Source organism: Synechococcus sp. Lug-A (assembly GCF_024345655.1).
In the GTDB taxonomy this organism is placed as follows: Bacteria; Cyanobacteriota; Cyanobacteriia; order PCC-6307; family Cyanobiaceae; genus MW101C3.
Genome location: NZ_JAGQBN010000007.1, coordinates 40,312 through 58,942, shown reverse-complemented (window position 1 = coordinate 58,942; position 18,631 = coordinate 40,312). Strand labels below are relative to the sequence as shown.

General features: G+C 65.1%; 15 protein-coding genes and 1 pseudogene. 11 read left to right on the top strand and 5 right to left on the bottom strand.

What is annotated here, in order from left to right:
* Positions 1–44: 44 nt before the first annotated feature.
* A complete protein-coding gene (locus tag KBY86_RS06795; protein ID WP_261347482.1) occupies positions 45–1,292 on the bottom strand; it encodes a class I SAM-dependent methyltransferase in 1,248 nt (415 codons plus the stop codon).
* Positions 1,293–1,408: 116 nt separating this feature from the next.
* Between KBY86_RS06795 and KBY86_RS06790 the strand changes: the two genes are divergently transcribed.
* The 7 genes from KBY86_RS06790 to KBY86_RS06760 all read left to right on the top strand — a co-directional run bounded on the left by KBY86_RS06790 (position 1,409) and on the right by KBY86_RS06760 (position 9,703).
* Positions 1,409–4,426, top strand: coding sequence for a phycobilisome rod-core linker polypeptide (locus tag KBY86_RS06790; RefSeq protein ID WP_255140645.1), 3,018 nt, complete (start codon positions 1,409–1,411; stop codon positions 4,424–4,426).
* Between the two features lie 501 nt (positions 4,427–4,927).
* Positions 4,928–5,413: an allophycocyanin gene (locus KBY86_RS06785; RefSeq protein ID WP_094512735.1), complete on the top strand. Its 486-nt coding sequence runs from the start codon at positions 4,928–4,930 to the stop codon at positions 5,411–5,413.
* A gap of 42 nt (positions 5,414–5,455) precedes the next feature.
* Positions 5,456–5,944 (top strand): allophycocyanin subunit beta, encoded by a 489-nt coding sequence (gene apcB, locus KBY86_RS06780; RefSeq protein WP_094512736.1) that lies wholly within the window; start codon positions 5,456–5,458, stop codon positions 5,942–5,944.
* 33 nt (positions 5,945–5,977) lie between these two features.
* Positions 5,978–6,178: a phycobilisome linker polypeptide gene (locus KBY86_RS06775; protein ID WP_094512737.1), complete on the top strand. Its 201-nt coding sequence runs from the start codon at positions 5,978–5,980 to the stop codon at positions 6,176–6,178.
* Between the two features lie 154 nt (positions 6,179–6,332).
* Positions 6,333–7,571 carry an FtsW/RodA/SpoVE family cell cycle protein gene (locus KBY86_RS06770; RefSeq protein ID WP_369803022.1) on the top strand — a complete coding sequence of 413 codons (1,239 nt, stop codon included), beginning with the start codon at positions 6,333–6,335 and terminating at the stop codon, positions 7,569–7,571.
* Between the two features lie 48 nt (positions 7,572–7,619).
* Positions 7,620–8,342 carry a cytochrome c biogenesis CcdA family protein gene (locus KBY86_RS06765; protein ID WP_255101157.1) on the top strand — a complete coding sequence of 241 codons (723 nt, stop codon included), beginning with the start codon at positions 7,620–7,622 and terminating at the stop codon, positions 8,340–8,342.
* The gene (locus KBY86_RS06760; RefSeq protein ID WP_094512740.1) at positions 8,339–9,703 is read left to right on the top strand and encodes a cytochrome c biogenesis protein ResB; all 1,365 of its coding nucleotides are present in this window, start codon (positions 8,339–8,341) and stop codon (positions 9,701–9,703) included. The genes KBY86_RS06765 and KBY86_RS06760 overlap by 4 nt, the downstream gene beginning before the upstream one ends.
* A 77-nt stretch (positions 9,704–9,780) precedes the next feature.
* Here the strand turns inward: KBY86_RS06760 and queF are convergent, their stop codons facing one another.
* Entirely contained in the window at positions 9,781–10,185 is a 405-nt protein-coding gene (gene queF, locus KBY86_RS06755) for a preQ(1) synthase (RefSeq protein WP_094512819.1), read from the bottom strand.
* 350 nt (positions 10,186–10,535) lie between these two features.
* Here queF and KBY86_RS06750 point away from each other — a divergent pair, with 350 nt between their 5' ends.
* Complete coding sequence (locus tag KBY86_RS06750; protein ID WP_094512741.1) at positions 10,536–10,757, top strand: DUF4278 domain-containing protein; 222 nt, start codon at positions 10,536–10,538, stop codon at positions 10,755–10,757.
* Between the two features lie 354 nt (positions 10,758–11,111).
* A complete protein-coding gene (locus tag KBY86_RS06745; RefSeq protein WP_094512742.1) occupies positions 11,112–11,450 on the top strand; it encodes a P-II family nitrogen regulator in 339 nt (112 codons plus the stop codon).
* Between the two features lie 591 nt (positions 11,451–12,041).
* Here the strand turns inward: KBY86_RS06745 and KBY86_RS06740 are convergent.
* Positions 12,042–12,737, bottom strand: a pseudogene (locus KBY86_RS06740) (TlyA family RNA methyltransferase); the annotation flags it as partial.
* Here KBY86_RS06740 and KBY86_RS06735 point away from each other — a divergent pair.
* Together KBY86_RS06735 and purB are read left to right on the top strand one after the other, a co-directional pair.
* On the top strand, positions 12,675–12,833 hold the full coding sequence (locus tag KBY86_RS06735) for a hypothetical protein (protein ID WP_255140689.1): 159 nt from the start codon (positions 12,675–12,677) through the stop codon (positions 12,831–12,833). The pseudogene KBY86_RS06740 and the gene KBY86_RS06735 overlap by 63 nt on opposite strands.
* Before the next feature lie 128 nt (positions 12,834–12,961).
* Entirely contained in the window at positions 12,962–14,263 is a 1,302-nt protein-coding gene (gene purB, locus KBY86_RS06730; RefSeq protein ID WP_255101112.1) for an adenylosuccinate lyase, read from the top strand.
* 866 nt (positions 14,264–15,129) lie between these two features.
* Here the strand turns inward: purB and KBY86_RS06725 are convergent.
* Together KBY86_RS06725 and KBY86_RS06720 are read right to left on the bottom strand one after the other, a co-directional pair.
* A complete protein-coding gene (locus KBY86_RS06725) occupies positions 15,130–16,554 on the bottom strand; it encodes a sodium/glutamate symporter (RefSeq protein WP_255140644.1) in 1,425 nt (474 codons plus the stop codon).
* The gene (locus KBY86_RS06720) at positions 16,551–18,602 is read right to left on the bottom strand and encodes a prolyl oligopeptidase family serine peptidase (protein WP_255140643.1); all 2,052 of its coding nucleotides are present in this window, start codon (positions 18,600–18,602) and stop codon (positions 16,551–16,553) included. Before KBY86_RS06720 ends, KBY86_RS06725 begins: the two co-directional genes overlap by 4 nt.
* Positions 18,603–18,631: the final 29 nt, after the last annotated feature.

The window sequence follows — 18,631 nt, the reverse complement described above, 5'->3', positions numbered from 1 at the left end:
GCGGCCGGAATCTATCACGGAGCCCGCACAGCTCCCTTGACGTTTCAGGCTGGCACTGGTGCGCTCAGCAACAGCAAACGGTGCTGCCAGAGCCAGCGGGCAGTACCGGCGATGCGGGCGGGCTCCCAGTCGAGCGGCAGTGCCCTGAGCGCTGTGCCCGGTGGCGCCTGCTCGATCTGAGTGAGCAGCTCCACGGCATCCGGGGTGAGATCGCGTGGCCGCAGATCGGGGTCCAGCAGGCTGGCACCGGGCCAGCCCCAGAGGCAGGGGTTGCGGCAGCCGTGCGCAGCCAGCAGCGTGGAGTCGTCCTCCCAGGTCTGCCTGGCCAGCTCGCCACGGCTGAGGAAGAACTCGAAATGGCTGATGTCCGGGTCGAGGGCCTCCACCAACGCCCAACGCTCCCGCTCGGGCAGGGCACGAGCGCGTTCGAGCAGTTCTCCTGACAACAGCCGGGCCGGATCCCAGACCTGGGGATTGGAGAAGCCAGCGAAACTCAGGTCGGCCTGATCGACGAAATCGAACAGACGTTTGATGTCGTAACTGGTCTCCTGCGGGTGGAGATACATGTCCGCGAAGTTGACGTCGGCCGCCGTATCGAGCGCCCAACGCTGCTCATGGTGGAGACGCAGGCGGTTGGCTGGCGGCAGAGCATCGAACAGCTGGCGCCCCAGGCGCAGTCCTTCGCCATCGCCATTGACCCCCATCAGAGAGAGGGCGGCCTGAACACGGTGAATCTCCCAGCGCCCTCCATCGGCATAGAGGAAAAGGTGCAGGAGTCCGCCTGGGCGCAGCAACGCTGCCAGGGCCTTCAGGCCAGCTTCCGGTTGCCGCAGGTGGTGCAGCACTCCCACGGAATTGATCAGGTCGAAGGGGCCTTCGCCCTGGAGGTCCAGCAGGCTGCGTTGCTCGATCCGCAAGGAGCCGGCCACCCTGGTGCCGCCCGAGCGCTCCAACCGCCGGCGGGCCACCTCCAGCGTGCCAGGGCTGATGTCCACCGCGAGGATCTCGGCCCCAGGGTTGAGATGGGCGAGATAGTCGGTGCTCACGCCCGTACCGCAGCCGGCATCAAGCAGGCGCAAGGGCTCCGCCTGTTCCGGGAGCATCCCCGTGCAGGCGCTCACCACGCAGGGGTAGCACCAGCGCCAGTTGTACCCGGGCGGGGGGCCGTCCTGCAGGGGATCGCCGGGATAAGGGAAGCGGTCGTAGAAGGAGCGCACCGCCGGTGTGGCGGCATCGGCGACTGGCTCGGACACAGGCAAAGGAACGGAGAAGGGGAAAGGCGAGCTTTTCATGGCCGGGCCCAGCCTGTGCCCCTCGTGCCCTCAGGGCTGCAAACATTTGTCTATGGCGTTCAAAAGGGCCGGAAGCTGAGCCGTACCCTGGCCAGGCCTGGTACACGCCCCTCTCCATGACCGTGACCGCCAGCAGCGGCAGCAACAGGGTCAGCCCTCAGCGCTACGACACCCTGCCGCTCTCCAGCGTCCGTCAGGCGGAGCAGCAGGATCGCTTTCCCGAAAAGGGGGAGCTCGACACGCTCCTCACCTTCTTTCAGAGCGGCGCCACCCGCATGGAAGCGGCCCGCAGACTCTCGGCCAATGCGGATGCCATCGTCGCCAAGGCGGCCAACCGCATCTTCGCCGGCGGCACACCGCTCTCCTATCTCGATGAGCCGCTGACGCCCTTTGCGGTCACCGTGCCTGAAGAGGCCGTACTTGCCGCCGACCAGGCCGCCTTCAGCCGTTCGGTGCGCACCTTCGCCCAGGGAACCGGCGGAAGTGGCCTGCTCGGGCGGGTGCTCGAGGGTCTGCAAGCCGACGCCGACGTACGGGTGGTGCTGCCCACGGGCTTCACGCCGATCAGCGTGGCTCGCTACGGCACTGAGCGGATGCGCAAGTCCCTCCGGGACATGGGCTGGTTCCTGCGCTACGTGGGATACGCCGTCGTGGCGGGCGATCCCAGCATCCTGGCGGTGAACACCCGGGGCCTCCGCGACGTCCTGGAGAAAGCCTGTTCCCTGGCCGCCACCAATGTGGCGCTGCAGGAAATGCGAGCAGCAGCGGCCAATCTTTTCCGGCAGGAATCAGAGGCCCGTCAGCTGGTGATCGACTGCTTCAACGTCCTGCTCAAGGAACTGGACGTTCCCACGCCTTCACCGCGCCAGCGCCTCGGCAGCCCTGAGAACCAGGGCCTGCAGCTGCCGGCGATCTACGCCCTCGCAGCCGAATCCCCCCAGCGCTTCGTGATGAAGCCAGGCCTCTCCGGGCGTGAGAAGGCCGAGGTGATCCGGGCCGCCTATCGCCAGGTCTTCGAACGCGACATCGTCAAGGGCTACTCCCAGGTGGTGTGCCCGGTGGAAGACACCCAGCTGCGACAGGGCCAGCTGGCGATGCGCGATTTCATCCGCGCCCTCGGTCGCAGCAAGGAATACCGCCGCCAGTTTTACGGCAGATTCTCCAACAGCCGGGTGGTGGAGCTGGCCTTCCGTCATTTCCTCGGACGCGGTGTCAGTTCGATTGAGGAGTTCCGCCGCTACTTCGCGATTGTCAGCGCCCAGGGCCTGGCCGGCCTGGTCGACTCCCTGATCAATTCCATGGAGTACGCCCAGGTGTTCGGGGAGGAAACGGTTCCTTACCTGCGCGATCTCGGTGAAGAAGCTCAGGAGAGTGCCGGCTGGGGTTCCAACCGCAAACTCTTCCGGTTCAGCGCCCCGTTCGAAGGCGCGCCTCAATACATCACCCTCTACGCCGCTTACAGGCAGCCTCTGCCCGACCAGCACGTCTACGGCGGCGGCAACGACCCTCTGGGCCTCACGTACGGGGCAATCTTTCCGTCGTCCACGGCCTCGGTGGCCACCCGGCCAGCGCCCTTCGGCTACGACACCCGCCGCATCCTGGTGGGCAACGGCATGAAGCAGCCGGGTCAGATGGACAGCCCCCAATTCCGCGCGTCCACTCCGCGACGGGTGGGGCCGAAGGTGGTTCGCCTCCAGCAGATTTCCACCGGTGGCGCCTCCGTGCCCCGCCGAGGTGGAGAACCCAGCATTCGTGGCACCGAATCCAGCACCCAGGCGGTGATTCGTGCCGTCTACGTCCAGGTGCTCGGCACCGCTGGCTACCAGGGCGAACGACTCACTGTCGAAGAGATCAAGCTGGAGAACGGTGACATCTCCCTGAGGGAGTTCATTCGCCTGGTGGCGCGTTCGAATCCCTTCCGCCGCCGCTACTGGTCGGGTCTGTACATCACCAAAGCGATTGAGGTGATCCATCGACGTCTGCTCGGCCGGCCTACCTTCGGCCGCTGGGAGATCAACAGCTACTTCGACACAGCCGCTCGCAAGGGCTTCTACGGCGTCATCGACGCGATCCTTGAAAGCGCCGAATACAGCCAGTCCTTCGGTGAGGACACCGTTCCCTACGAGCGGTTTGTCACGCCGGCCGATCTCAACGCCCGTCGGGTGCCGAAGCTGAAGGTGCCTTACAACGCGGCAGCGGTTGTGGAGCTCACCCCTGTGCGCCGCCCCGAAACTGCCCGTAACGAGTCGTTCCGCGGTAGCGGCGACCTCACCCAACGCAACCTGCCAGACCGTCGCCTGCAGCGCGTTGTGGGCGGCTGGAGCCCCAAGATCGCCGATGGCGAGCAGCCTGCTGCCCGTCCTTCGGTGGAGGGACCCCAGAGCATCAAGCAGCCGCCGGAGCCCACCCGGCGCTGGAGTGCTGCACGTCAGCGCTTTGGCTACGCGGCTCCTGCCTGGTCACCCGCTCCCGCCCAGACCACGCGCCAGCTTTCTTCTCCGCCGGTGGGGGGCTGGTCTGCCCGCCTGAGCGGCAATGGCGCCAGCTTCACTCAGGTTCGCGAACCCCAGGCCGCGATGGCGAACGCCCTCCAGGGTGCCCGTCCTCAGGGCTTCAGCCGCCGACGTGGCATCGGCGCGCCGATCACCTGGCGGCCCGGAGCCAGCGAGTCTTCACTTCAGGCTGTGATTGCAGCCACCTACCGGCAACTGCTGAATCGCATGCCATTGGCAGCTGAACGGCTCGGTGACGCCGAATCCCAATTGCGTGATGGGCAGATCTCCCTGTCCGAGTTTGTCGGGATCGTCGCGTCCAGTGACCTGTTCCAGCAGCGCCTCAACCGCATGGCCCCGCTTCGCGCCGCCTCTGCGGCCTATCTCGCCCTGATGGGGCGGGCCGGTCAACCCAAAGAGGTGAGCGATTTCCTGGCCGTGCGCGGCAAGCAGGGCCAGACGACCGCCCTGAGCGCTCTGCTCACCAGTGAGGAGTATGCCGCCCGCTTCGGCCGCGACACTGTTCCTTATCTCTGGGGCCTCAACACCGAGGACGGCATCCCATTGCCCACTGTGAACCGAACCGCTGCGCTCTACGCCGGCAACGCCGGACTCACCCCACCCACCCGGGGCGCCATCTGAGCATCAAGCCCAGACACTGATTCAATCTCATCTGCGCCACCCTGCACCTCCTGGATCTCAATCCAGGAGGTTTTTTGTGCTTGGGTATCAATCTGGCCCAACCAAGTGCGCAGATCGAAGTGAAACCTTGGTCAAAGTTCAGGGGAGACCTCGCATGATCCTGACAAGTTGGGCGATCAACGTCCAACGGCAGCCAATGTTTTCCATGGAGTTTCCTGACAATGACCCCCAGGAACACGGCGTGATGGATCGGCGAAAATCGTTGCCCCACCTGGGATTTCGCGGTTCGCTCGCCGTGAAGAACTGTTACCGGGCCCAGGCCTGCGGTGGGTCTTGCCGCAGAATGATTCGGCGATCGGCAAGCACGATCGTCAGCCCACGCTTGCAACACCATTCGCTCTGGCCCTCAAAGCCATCGGACGTCGCAGGTCAGGGGGGCATCCCTTACCCACCGGATATCGGTCTCCATAACGGCGACCGCTTGTTTCGAGGCAGAACTGCATGAGCATCGTCTCCAACTCGATCATCAACGCGGACGCCGAAGCCCGCTATCTCAGCCCTGGCGAACTCGACCAGATCAAGTCTTTCGTAGCCGGCGGGCAGCGCCGTCTGCGGGTGGCTCAGGTCTTGAGCGAGAGCCGCGAGCGCATTGTGAAGCAGGCCGGCGGCGCCCTCTTTCAAAAGCGTCCCGACATCATCTCCCCGGGCGGCAACGCCTACGGAGAAGAGATGACAGCCACCTGTCTTCGGGACATCGACTACTACCTCCGTCTCGTGACCTACGGAATGGTCGCGGGAGACGTGACGCCCATCGAAGAGATCGGCATCATCGGTGCCCGCGAGATGTACAAGGCACTGGGCACACCGCTTGAGGCCATGGCCGAAGCCGTGCGGGAGCTCAAGAACGCCTCTCTCGGAATTCTCACGGGAGCCGATGCCGAAGAAGCTGGCTTCTACTTCGACTACGTCATCGGCGCCCTTTCCTGAGCGTTCGCCACACCCCCTGCCCACCGCCTCTTCCCCGGACACATGCAAGACGCGATCACCAACGTCATCAATCAGTCCGACGTTCAGGGCCTTTACCTGGACGATTCCTCCATCGGACGCCTTGAGCAGTATTTCGCCAGTGGCGAACTGCGTGTGAGGGCTGCTGCCACCATCAGCGCCAACGCCTCAGCGATCATCAAAGAAGCTGTGGCCAAGACGCTGCTGTATTCGGACATCACCCGTCCGGGCGGCAACATGTACACCACTCGGAGGTACGCCGCTTGCATCCGCGATCTCGACTACTACCTCCGTTACGCCACCTACGCCATGCTGGCTGGTGACACCTCCATCCTTGATGAGCGTGTCCTCAACGGCCTGAAGGAGACTTACAACTCTCTGGGTGTGCCCATCGGTGCCACGGTGCAGTCGATCCAGGCGATGAAGGAAACGGCAGCTTCTCTGGTCGGCGCTGATGCCGGTCGCGAGCTCGGCACCTACCTCGACTACATCAGTTCCGGCCTGGGCAACTGATCACCTCCCAAGGAACTCAGCGAGGGCTTCTTCATGCGTCTGTTCAAAATCACGGCCTGCATTCCATGCCCAGAAAAGGTGCGGAGTCAGAGGGAGTTGCAAAACACTTTCTTCACCAAGTGGGTGCCGTATGAAAGCTGGTTTGCTGAACAACAGCGAATCATGAAGCAGGGAGGCAAGATCCTCAAAGTCGAACTGGCTACCGGCCGTCGTCAGGTCAACGTCGGCAACTAAGCCTGAGTTTTGCTTCATCTGTAGTGGTCTTCACTGATCATTACCGTCACGTCCCGGCCCAGCCGGGCTTTTTTTTGTCCCTGTTGCACTGAAAAAGTCGCAGCGACACGGCTGAATAGGGAATGGTTTTCCCTTTCCACCCGTGCCAGGTTCTCTGACACCTCGCGCTAGGTCTGGCGCCCATGCGGCGGGATCCAAGGAGGGGACCCAGCGAACCGCTGGTTTCACCTGGGAACAGTGGCCTGCCGAAGCCCGTCTGCTGCTCGGCATGGTGGCGATCTGGAGCCTGGCGGGCCTGGTGATCCTGTCGTCTGCCAGTTGGTGGGTGGCGGAGCGTGAGATGGGCGACCCGGCCTTCTACCTCAAACGCCAGGCACTGTGGATGCTGGCGAGCTGGGTTCTGCTCTGGTTGTCGATTCGCACCCAGCTGAGACGCTGGTTGAGGCTGGCTGCCCCGGCCGTACTGATCGGTGGTGTGTTGATTTTCGCCACGCTGGTGGCGGGCAGCACCGTCAATGGGGCTAGTCGATGGTTGGTGTTGGGTCCCGTTCAGATCCAGCCATCTGAACTGATCAAACCGTTCATCGTGCTGCAGGGGGCCTCACTCTTCGCTCACTGGAGCCGCATCGGCAACGACCAGAAGATGTTCTGGCTGGGCATTTTCAGCGTGATTCTGTTCCTGATCCTTCGGCAGCCCAACCTCAGCACCGCGGCACTCACTGGGTTGTTGCTCTGGCTGATGGCCTTGGCGGCGGGGCTTCCGTTGCTGGGATTGCTGGCCACCGCAGCAGCCGGCGGCATCACGGGTGTAGCGAGCATCCTGATCAACGAGTACCAGCGAGTCCGCGTGGTGTCGTTCCTGGACCCCTGGCGGGATGCTCAAGGCGATGGCTATCAATTGGTGCAGAGCCTGCTGGCCATCGGCTCTGGCGGTGTTCTCGGCGAAGGATTCGGTCTCTCCACCCAGAAGCTCCAATACCTTCCGATCCAGTCCACCGATTTCATCTTCGCCGTCTTTGCTGAGGAATTCGGCTATGTGGGGTCGGTGGTGATGCTGCTGTTCCTGTTGCTGTTCGGCTTCGTGGGGCTGAGGGTGGCCCTGGGCTGCCGCAGCAACCAGCAGCGCCTCGTGGCGATTGGTGCCACCACCTTGCTGGTCGGTCAATCCATCCTCAACATCGCCGTGGCCAGTGGCTCGATGCCCACCACCGGCCTGCCGTTGCCAATGATCAGCTACGGCGGCAACTCACTGCTGGCCAGCTTGTTGACAGCCGGATTGTTGATCCGCTGTTCCCTGGAATCAGCCGGCTTGGACCAACCCACTGGCCGGCGGCGACGCCAGGGGACGGACCGGTCGGCTGGCGACCTGGCCCACCATGCCCCGATAGGCTGACCATCCTTATCAGTGCCAGGCCAACCCCCTGGCCTTGCCAGCAAGCGGATGGATGCGGTGGGGTTCCAAGTCGCAGATCTGGCCCGCTGGGCGGAGGATCTGATCATCGGTTCGCTCAACACACCAGGCCCTTCCACCCTGGTTCTGATCTTCGCCGCTGGTTTGCTCACAAGCCTGGGGCCCTGCTCCCTTTCGTTGCTGCCGGTCACGGTCGCCTACATGGCGGGGTTTTCAAGCAAAACCTCCAAGCCATGGCTGCTGAGTGCCTGCTTTGCCGGGGGGATCGTGCTCTCCCTCGTGATGCTGGGTCTCGCTAGTGCCGTTTTGGGGCGTCTCTATGGGCAGGTGCCAGGCTTCATCCCCACCGTGGTGGCTGTGCTCGCGGTGGTGATGGGGCTCAACCTGCTGGGCCTGCTGCGCCTTCCCCTGCCGGCTGGTCCTGACCCGGAACGTTGGCGCGGGCGCGTCCCGGCGCCGCTTGGCCCGGTGGCGGCCGGTGCGGCCTTTGGTCTGGCGGCCAGCCCCTGCACCACCCCTGTGTTGGCGGTGTTGCTGGGCTGGATGGCCCAGCAGGGCCGTCCGTTGGTGGGGATGGTGCTGCTCACCTGTTTTGGTGCCGGCCAGGTGCTCCCGTTGGTGCTGGCCGGCAGTGCCGCCGCCTCAATGCAGCGCCTGCTGGCGCTGCGCGCGCTCAGCCGTTGGGTGCCTCCGATCAGCGGCGTGGTGTTGATCACCAGCGGTGGACTGGCATTGTTGGCGCAGCTCTCGTGACTCCTTCTCCCGTTCAAACCCGCACACCGACCTGGCGGCGACTGCTCGCGTGGCTCTCCGACCTTCGCCTCGCCATCGGGCTGCTGCTGGTGATCGCCGCCACCAGCGCCATCGGCACGCTGATTCCCCAGCGTGAGGCCAGTGAGGCCTATCACCAGCTCTACGACCGCAAGCCCTGGTTGGGCGTGGTCACCGGCGACTGGATCCTGAAGCTGCAGCTCGACCACGTCTACGCCAGCAGCTGGTTCCTCGCTCTCCTGGCCTTGCTGGGCCTCTCGCTTGTGCTGTGCAGTTGGCGGAGACAATGGCCCGCCCTGCAGGCAGCGCTGCGCTGGGTTGACTATCACTCCCCGCGGCAGCTCAGCAAGCTCAGCCTGGCGGAAACCATCCCCAGCGCAGACCCGGACACCGACCTGCAGAACCTGCAACACCTGTTGCACACCAAGGGCTGGCAGTTGCAGGCGGCCAACGGTCGCCTGGCCGCCCGCAAAGGGGTGCTGGGCCGGGTGGGGCCCCTTCTGGTGCACGCCGGCTTGGTGGTGCTGATGGTGGGTTCGGCCTGGGGCGCACTGGCGGGCCAGCGGCTGGAGCGCTATCTGGCGCCTGGCCGCGAGCTCGAGCTGCTCAACTCCAGAGGGGATAACCAGCTGACCGTGGCGCTCGAGCATTTCGAGATTGATCGTGATTCGGTCGGCCGCCCGGAGCAGTTCCGCTCCCAGCTCAAGCTGCTGGATTCCACCGGGGCGCCTGTGGAAGAAACCGAGATCAGCGTCAACCACCCGCTGCGCTTTCGGGGCATGACCGTCTATCAGGCCGACTGGTCACTGGCGGCGATCACGATTCAGCTGGGTCGCAGCCCCCTGCTGCAATTTCCGCTGCGCGCACTGCCCGAACTGGGCGAGCAGGTCTGGGGCCTGGCCGTCCCGACCCGCCCGGATGGCAGCGAACCGGTCCTGCTCACCCTCAGCAGCGAGCAGGGCCCCGTGGAGGTTTACGCAGCTAACGCTCAACCCATCGGCCGGCTGAGCCCCGGCGGCGCTCCGATCGACATCAACGGGTTATCCCTGCGCGTGGCCGAGGTGATGCCTGCAAGCGGCCTGTTGCTCAAGAAAGATCCAGGTGTGCCACTGGTCTACGGCGGTTTTGCGATTGCCCTCGCCGGCGGCGCGCTGAGCCTGATCGCCACACGCCAGCTTTGGGGCATCTCCGACCCGGCACACGATCAGCTGCACGTGGGTGGCCTCTGCAACCGCAATCTCACGGCGCTGGCCGGGGAGCTGCCTGCCTTGCTCCTGGAGATTCGTCAGCTGCGCCCTTCCACCGGCGAAGCCAAGGAGCAGGGGCAACCGCAAACGGTCTGAAACTCAGGGCCGGGGGACGCCCAGGAGCTGGCCCTCAGGGCCGGCTCCGGATGAGAGCAGCGCTTCCAGCCGTCGGGTCAGCAGGGCAGCCGAACTCCGTGGCTGACCCGGATCACAGTGTGGACATTGCCTCGGGGATTGAAATCGGCTTCCAGCTGCATCCAGAGCGGATCGCTGGCAGCCACGAGGTCGTCAAGGATGCGGTTGGCCACTTCCTCATGGGAAATGCTGCGGTCACGCCAGCTGTTGACGTAGAGCTTGAGCGCCTTGAGCTCCAGCACCTTGGCGCCCGGCTGGTACAGCAGGCGCAGCACAGCGAAGTCGGGGTACCCGGAAAAGGGGCACTTGCAGGTGAACTCGGGCAGCTCGATCGCCACTTCGTAGGCGCGACCGGGCCGGGGATTGTCAAAACCGATCAACTGGGACTCGGCGATCACCCGCTCGCCGTAATGCGGAGTGGTGGTGGCCGGTGGGGTGGGCAGGGTCACGGCAGCAGGGCTGGGGAAAGGCCTGTCCCGGCTTTGCTTTAGGCAGCGCGGGCCCACCGGTAGGGGAGCACAGGGCCTGCAGGCATGGGGGAGCGGGTTGTGGGGGAATGCTACAAAGACAGACCGTTCGCAACGATTTACGAAGATGAAACGAAAATGTTCGTCACGAACAGCGCGAACTTGCTAGAAAGGCATCGAAGGACAAACCGTTGACCAGGTGAGGGGCGATCCGCTCTCCACCCCTGTCGGAAGTAGCCCCACCGCGAGGCGAAGCAACGCTCCTTCCCACGAAGCGGCACCAGCCAGCGGGCTGGTGATCCCCACCCTCTTCGAGGCCATCCATCATGACCAAGACCCAACTCGTCTACCGCGGCGTCGCCTACGACGGCACCCAACACGCTGAACTCCCGGCCCAGCCCGTTGAGCACGTCTATAGAGGCGTTCACTACCGCGAGGCCCTGCGTCACGAGCCCACCCAGCCCGACGAAGCACTTGAGCTTCACTACCGCGGCCATGCCTATCACCACAGGCGCGCCGAAGCCGCCCGCCAGGTGAACGCCGGCTGAACGCTGACACGGGGATCTCCCCGTAGCAACTGCTACACCGGAGCCCTGCAGGCTCGGGCCTAATGGCCTGAGTTGCAGGGTCTTTTCATGGATCTCGCTCTTACGTCCACCAGCGATGGGGGCTTCAGGCTGGGCCCTCAATCGGCCATCGGTATGTTGTGGTTGCAAACCCACTTCGAAATCGAGCACTGGTCGCTGTTGGCCGCTGGTCAAATCCAAGTGGACGGATCCTCTGCGGATCTGCTCTGCGAGGATGCCAGGGCCGCTGGGTTGCTTGTCTGTCGCACCCCTATCCTGCCTGTCTCGATCCAATCTTCAAACTAACCTTTTCGTTCTGAAATCTCAGGAGAATTCATGAAAAAAGTTGAGGCCATCATCCGTCCCTTCAAGCTCGAGGATGTCAAAGTTGCGTTGGTGAATGCGGGCATCGTTGGCATGACCGTGAGTGAGGTCAGGGGTTTTGGCCGTCAGAAGGGCCAGGTGGAGCGCTACCGCGGCTCCGAGTTCACAGTGGAGTTCCTACAGAAGTTGAAGCTGGAAGTGGTGGTTGAAGACGAAAATGTGGACACAGTGGTGACCGCCATTCAGGACGCCGCACGCACCGGAGAGATTGGCGATGGCAAGATCTTCATTAGCACCATTGGCACCGTGATCCGGATTCGCACCGGCGATCGCGACAGCACGGCAATCTGAAGCATCGCTTCAGCTGTTGGATTCAGCTGACCTGAAGCTCACCTTCAGGTCAGCACCGATGAAGGGCAAGCACTGAGTTCAGTGCAGTGTCGATTTCACGATCCTTTCAATAGCGGCAGCCTCAAGTGTTCCACCTGCCGCTGCGAGTTCCCTTTGCTGGCCAATCGCATCATCTGAGGGAGCATTCATCTGAGAACTCTCACCATCGCGCGTAAGCCAGTCGTCTGATGTCCGCTCAGCGTCGGGTGATTGCTCATCAACGGATGACTGTTCACCGCCATGCGGCGCTTCAGCAGCGTTTGGAGACTCTGCCGTGGAAACAAGCTGAGCCTCCCTTCCACTCGCAGCCGAATTGACACCCGCAGCCAGCTTTGCACTCTCAGCGAGCTCTGCAATCTCGGCGGCCCTTGCACGCTCAGCGGGCACTGCATTCCCAGCCTTGATCCTTGGCTCTCCGTGTTCTGAGCGCTCTAGGTGCTGTGGGTGACCACACTCTTCTGAGAGCACTCCCGTTTGTGAGCACTCGGCAGTTCCCATCAGCCCAGTGTTCCTGAGGGGTTCGTCCCCTGCAGCGCTGCTCCCGAGGGATTGAGGGCGAAGCCAGAGCAGGTATTCGTGATTGCCGGCGGGCCCCGTGAGCGGCGAGGCCACCAGCCCCGCTGCCCTCCACCCACAGGGGAGCGCCGCCGCAATCACCGCTGAAATTGCATCCACGTGGGCGCGGGGATCGCGCACCACCCCACCTTTGCCGACCCGCTCACGCCCCACTTCGAACTGGGGTTTCACCAGCACCACCGCTTCAGCCGCATCGCTGCGCAGCAAGCCGCGCAGTGCGGGCAGCACCCGCGCCAACGCAATAAAGGAAAGATCCGCCACACCAAGGTCGGGCCAGGGATCCGCCGGTCGATAGAGGTCGGCGGGATCGAGGTGCCTCAGGTTTGTGCGCTCCCGCAGCACCACGCGTTCATCGCTGCGCAGCGACCAGGCGGTCTGTCCGTAGCCCACATCGATGCCGTAGACCCTGGCGGCACCGTTCTGCAGCAAGCAATCGGTGAAACCACCTGTGGAGATGCCTGCATCGAGGCAGATGCGGCCACGCAATGCCAGCGGGAAAGCCTGGAGCGCCGCTGCCAGCTTCTCGCCGCCGCGGGACACAAAGCGGGGCGGGGCTTCGAGCTCAGGCACCAGCTCCTTGTCGACTTCCTGCCCCGGCTTGTCGAGCACGTGGCCCTGCAGCCGCACCCGGCCGGCGCGGATCAGCTGCTGGGCCTGATGGCGGCTGGTCACCAGACCCAGCTCGACCAGCAGCAGATCAAGGCGTTGTTTTCTGCCCATGACGCCTTGGCTCTGGGTATATCCGACTGGGATCCCTGGCGGATCTGAGGCCATCCAACCACGCCGGGACCAGCTGGCCAGCGCCCGCAAGAGTGTTGAAGCGCCACCGGACGCTGCGGCACGGAGGCCAGAGGACTGCCCCATAGATTGGCCAGGTGTGCCTGCGCCGTGGAGCCTTGATCGAGCGTTACACCCTGCCCGAAATGGGCGCTCTGTGGAGCGAAGAGGCCAAGTTCCAGGGATGGCTGGATGTGGAGCTGGCCGCCTGCGAAGCCAACTGCACCCTCGGCCGGGTGCCCGCTGAGGCCATGGCCGAAATCCGTGCCAAGGCCCGCTTTGAGGTGCCGCGCATCCTGGAGATCGAGGCAGAGGTGCGTCACGACGTGATCGCCTTTCTCACCAACGTGAATGAGCACGTGGGGCCTGCGGGGCGCTACATCCACGTGGGCATGACCAGCTCGGACGTGCTTGATACCGGGCTCGCCCTGCAGATGAAGCGCTCGGTACGCGTGCTGCTGCAAGAGATGGAGGCCTTGGTGGAAGCGCTGCGGCAGCTTGCGTGCGCCCATAAGGACACCGTGATGATCGGGCGCTCCCATGCCATCCACGGCGAACCGATCACCTTCGGCTTCAAGGTGGCGGGTTGGCTGGCCGAAAGCCTGCGCAACCGCCAGCGCCTGCAGCAGCTGGAGACCACGGTGTCCGTGGGCCAGGTGAGCGGGGCGATGGGCACCTATGCCAACACTGATCCCCAGGTGGAGGCTCTGGCCTGCGCCAGCCTGGGGCTGGAGCCGGATACGGCCAGCACGCAGGTGATCAGCCGGGATCGCCATGCGGAGTATGTGCAGACCCTGGCACTGGTGGGGGCTTCCCTGGAGCGTTTCAGCACCGAGATCAGGAATCTGCAGCGCACTGATGTGCTTGAGGTGGAAGAGAACTTCGCCAAGGGGCAGAAAGGCAGTTCAGCGATGCCCCATAAGCGCAACCCGATTCGCAGCGAACGCATCAGCGGGCTGGCCCGCGTGCTGAGGAGCTACACGGTGGCGGCGTTGGAAAACGTGGCGCTTTGGCATGAACGTGACATCAGTCATAGCTCTGTGGAGCGAATGATGCTGCCGGATTGTTCCTGCACCCTGCATTTCATGTTGCGTGAAATGACGGAGGTAGTCAAAGGGCTGGGTGTCTATCCCGACAACATGACCCGCAATCTTCACATCTATGGAGGCGTTGTGTTCAGCCAACGGGTGCTGCTGGCACTGGTGGAGCATGGGCTCAGCCGTGAGCAGGCCTATCAGCTGGTGCAGCGCCACGCCCACAGCGCCTGGAACACCGAGGGCGGGAATTTTCGCGCCAACCTGCTGGCCGACCCCGAGGTGACAGGCGTGTTGAGCACTGCCGAACTGGACATGTGCTTCTCCACCGATCTGCACCGCGCCCAGCTCGGGGTGATCTGGGCCCGACTAGGCCTGGACGACTGAGGCGTGCGCCCGTTCTTGCAAGCGGGGGCAGACACGCAGAATTGCTCACGGAAACCCAAAAGGAGACGCCCGGACGTCGGTATCGTTGTATTGGCGTCGTAGTATTGCTCCACTGACGACCAGTCAACCACTATGTGTCAACGCTTTGTCTCAATGACTTCGCTATTGCTGGTTTCCGCCAGCAATTTTGTTGACCGCGGGGATGCATTCAGCAACTGATCGGGCGACCAGTCGCCCGGGATTGAGGTGGAGACCACAGTCGCTCATGTTCATGACCTCATGCCAGCGCCTGAGTTGCGCCAAGCTAAGCCAGATGCTGCCGATACCGGCGATGGTAAGCAAGGTATTGAACATCGTCCTGATTTGAGGGCAAGTTCATCCCCTTCCGAGCTCTCCTGAGACTAAGCAGGTGGCGAGGCCTGCCATTGCTGTGGATGGACCATTGGATGATCCAGGTTGGCTGCGCCAAGTCGTAGGCGCCTGCCTGTAACCGTCTCACTTCCTGCTAAAGGGTGAACATCCTTTTCGTGCAATCAAGTGGTCTTTCGGCTTTGGGAGGATCTACGTGCGGTTGCTCAAAACCAGCTGCCAGTTGAGCGCGTTGGCCGCCTTGATCAATCTGCGTTTGGTGCGTCCCAGGTTTCTGGGCAGGTCATTCTCGGTCAAATGGTGTGTCCATCAGTGCTGATAATGGCAAGAAAAAAGGGGCATTCGTTCGAAGAGGCTGGCATCACTACAGTCAACTCTTGGCCTGCAACGTGAAGGGCCGACGCGAGCATTGTTGGGTTACAAGCATTGCTTGCAGACTTGATTGCCTGGATTTTTCTTGGCCGGTGCCTTGATTGCCACTCTCAAAGCCGCGCGTGTCAGTCAGTATTTGCCTGCTGTGCCAGAACGAGCCCCAGAGCGATCCAGAGCAGCACAAGCACCAGGCAGAGGGAGGTCCAGGCCGGCAGTCCCCAGCCCACCACCACCAGCGGGGCCACCACGGTGATCACGCCGCCGGCCAGCAGGGGCTGCAGCAGCAACTGCTTGATCGAAAAGGCCGTCACCGCTTCGCTGCGATCGTCCGGGTCGGCCATGCGCAGCAGCAACAGGCCGCTGGCGGCCACGCCGGTGGCCTGGCCGAATTCCAGAATCGCTCGCTCAAACCAGTCGGCCGGCAGGATCCGCGGGGCCAGCAGCAGCACCACCGCCAGGTTCCAGAGCAGGCCCGCCAGCGCCAGCACCGTCAGCGGCAGCCAGTCGGCGGCCAGCAGCCGCAGGTCGAGGCAGGCCGTGGCCGCTGTGATCAGCAGATCCGCCGCCAGCGTGCCGGTCTGGCTCTGGATCGGTGTGGACACCCAGCGCTCCTGGCCGCTTTTCTCCAAAGCCAGCCGCACCAGCAGCGATCCCACCAGCGCCAGCGGGAACACCGGCAGCGCGTCGATCACCATGGCGAACACCCCACCGCTGCGATCGGCGCCCCAGCGGAGTGCTGCCAGCAGACCGCAGCCGATCGCCACGGCGATGCCCGCTAGGGCCATGTTCACCGCCCAGTCCGCCCCCTGCCGCCACCAGGCCGGCAGTTCCAACGTGCCTTCCTCAAGGGGTTGGTCGGCAGGGATCGCCTCCAGCGGTGGGGTCTGCTCCACCACGATCTCCATCGCCTCCTGCAACGGGATCGCGGCGCCGAAGCTGAGCCAGCCCCGTGCCCGCGCCAGCACCACCACCAGCCCGCCGACCACGGTGGAGGCCAGCAGCCCCACCGTGGCCATCGCCAGCCCCAAGGCCTGGCCGCCCTCCAGCCCCAGGCGCTCGTAGGTGGGGCCCATCGCCGCCGCCGAGCCATGCCCACCCTCGTAGGCCACCTCGATCAGCAGCGCCATCACCGGACTCGTGCCCAGCAGGGGCTGCAGCACCAGCAGCACCGCCAGCCCGCCCACCAGGAACTGGCCGAAGGCGAGCGTGAGGGCCATCAGCACCTGCCCGGAAAGCGGCCGCCACAGCCCACCCAGCTTTGGCAACGGCTTGCCCAGCAGCAGGCTGGCGAACACCAGCGTGAGCAGTGGCAGCGGCAACTGGTTCCAGAGGTCGATCACCGGCTGTGGCACCAGCGGCAGCAGCCCTGCCGGGGCCAGCAGCAGCCCGAGGCCGCCGGCCAGCAGCGCCTCCGGCAGACCCCAGCGCTTCATCCCGAGCCGGTTGCCGATCAGGCGCCCCAGCAGCAGCAGCACCACCAGCACCACCAACGCCAGCAACGGCCAGTGCCAGCCCCGCAGCAGCGATTCCACAGCGTCCGGAAGCCTCACAGGCCGAACTGCCGGCGAAAGAAGGCCTCGGTGGCCTCCAGCACCTCGATGCGCACCTCCGGGCGGCGAAAGCCATGGCCTTCACCGGCGAACCGACGCACCTCCACCGCCAGGCCGTTGGCCGCGAGGGCCGCAGCCATGGCGTCGGTCTGCTCGGGTGGCACCACCTCGTCGTCGAGGCCCTGGAAAAAGATCACCGGGCAGCGCATCCGGCCGGCATGGTGCAACGGCGAGCGCTGCGCATAGAGCGCCTGGGCCGCCGGCCACGGGCCCACTAGGCCCTCGAGATAGCCGGCCTCGAAGCGATGGGTGCTGCGCACCAGCGCCGCCAGATCGGCCACCCCGTAGCGGCAGGCCCCGGCGCGGAACACGTCGGTGAAGCAGAGCGCCGCCAGGGTGGTGAATCCGCCGGCGCTGCCGCCCTCGATCGCGAGGCGCTCCGGGCTCGCCGCACCCGCCGCCACCAGCGCGGTGGCCGCCGCGGCGCAGTCGCTCACGTCCACCACACCCCATTGGCCGGCGAGACGATCGCGGTAGGCCCTGCCGAAGCCCGTGGACCCGCCGTAGTTCACGTCCACCACGCCCCAGCCGCGGCTGGTCCAGAACTGAACCGCCAGATTCAGCCCCGTGCCGGCCATGGCGGTGGGCCCGCTGTGACTCTTCACAAGCAAGGGGGCCAGCGGCTGGGCGCCGCCGATCGGCGGGTAGTACCAGGCGTGGGTGGGCAGGCCGCCGTGCCCCTTGAACCAGAGCGCCTGCGGGGTGCTGATCGCTTCCGCCGTCAGGGGTGTTGTCCTCGCCGGCGCTCCTGCTGATCCGGCCCCACCCGCCGGGGTGTGGCTCCAGCTGCCGTGGTGAAGATCGATCTCCAGCAGGCCCTGTGGGGTGACGGCATCGGCGGCCACGGCCACCACCCGGCCGCCGCCGGCACTGAGGCCATCGAGTGCGTCAAAGGGCTGGGCGAGCGGCTGCCAGCGCCCCTCGGCGGCGCCTGGCTCCGGCAGAGCGATGGTGCCGAGTTCCCAGCGGCCGGCCCGGCAGACCGCCGCCACCAGTTGCTGGCCATCCCAGCCCGTGGTGCGCCGCCCGTACACCCAGGCCGGGAGACCGAATTCCGCCTCCATCGGCAACAGCGGCTGCCAGTGCAAGGCAGTGGTGGGGGGTGGGGAGGCCACTGTTAGGGGCAGCGGCCCGGCCGCCACCGAGGGCTCCACCGCCGTCAGGCGCTCTGCCGCCGGCAGGCGCTCCAGGTTCCACCAGCCGCTGCGGTCCGTGGCCACCACCAGGTCGCCAGTCGGCAGCCAGAGCGGTTGCACCACCGACACATCGGCGGCGGTGGGCCCGGTGGCGGCGCCCCCGGCCAGCGGCCGGCAGTCGTGCAGCACCCCGCGGGCGTCAAAGCGGCCCAGCCACAGCTGACTGCGGTCCCAGGGCATGAACGGCTGCTGCCATTCCACCCAGGCCAGATGGCTGCCATGGGGGCTGAGCACGGCGTTGCCGCAGAAGTCGGTGGGCTGGTGCAGGAACACGGGCTCTCCGCCCGCGAGCGGCACGGCCACCAGTTGATCGACGCCATCGCACTCCATGACGCCGATCCAGCGCCGGCGCGGGCCGTCGATCAGGCCGTCGGCGAAAGCCCGGGCCGCTGGTGCGGTGAGCCGCCTCGGCTCCGGCAAGGGCGGCTGCGGCAGGGACGGCTCCGGCATCACGGGGGCCTCCGCCGGCAACTCCAGCGCCCACAGGCAGCGGTCGCCGTCGTTGACGAACACCACGGTGGTGCCGCCGGCCACGCTTCCCACCGCCACCACGCCGCCGCCATAGGTGTGCACCCGGCTGCGCAGGTTCCAGGGGGCGGGGGTGAGCTCCTGGCTGGGGCCACCGGGCCGCTGGCGCCACAGCAGGGTGACGCGGCCCTGCTCCAGGGGCCGCTGCTCCAGCCAGAACAGCTCCTGTCCGTGCAGCAGCGGCTCCTTCACCGTGGGTGCCGCCTCCACCGCCACCCGGGCCGGCAACGCTGCGGGCTCGGCCGGGCTCCAGTTCCCCCCCACACGCACCTTCTAGAATTCACCCATCGTTT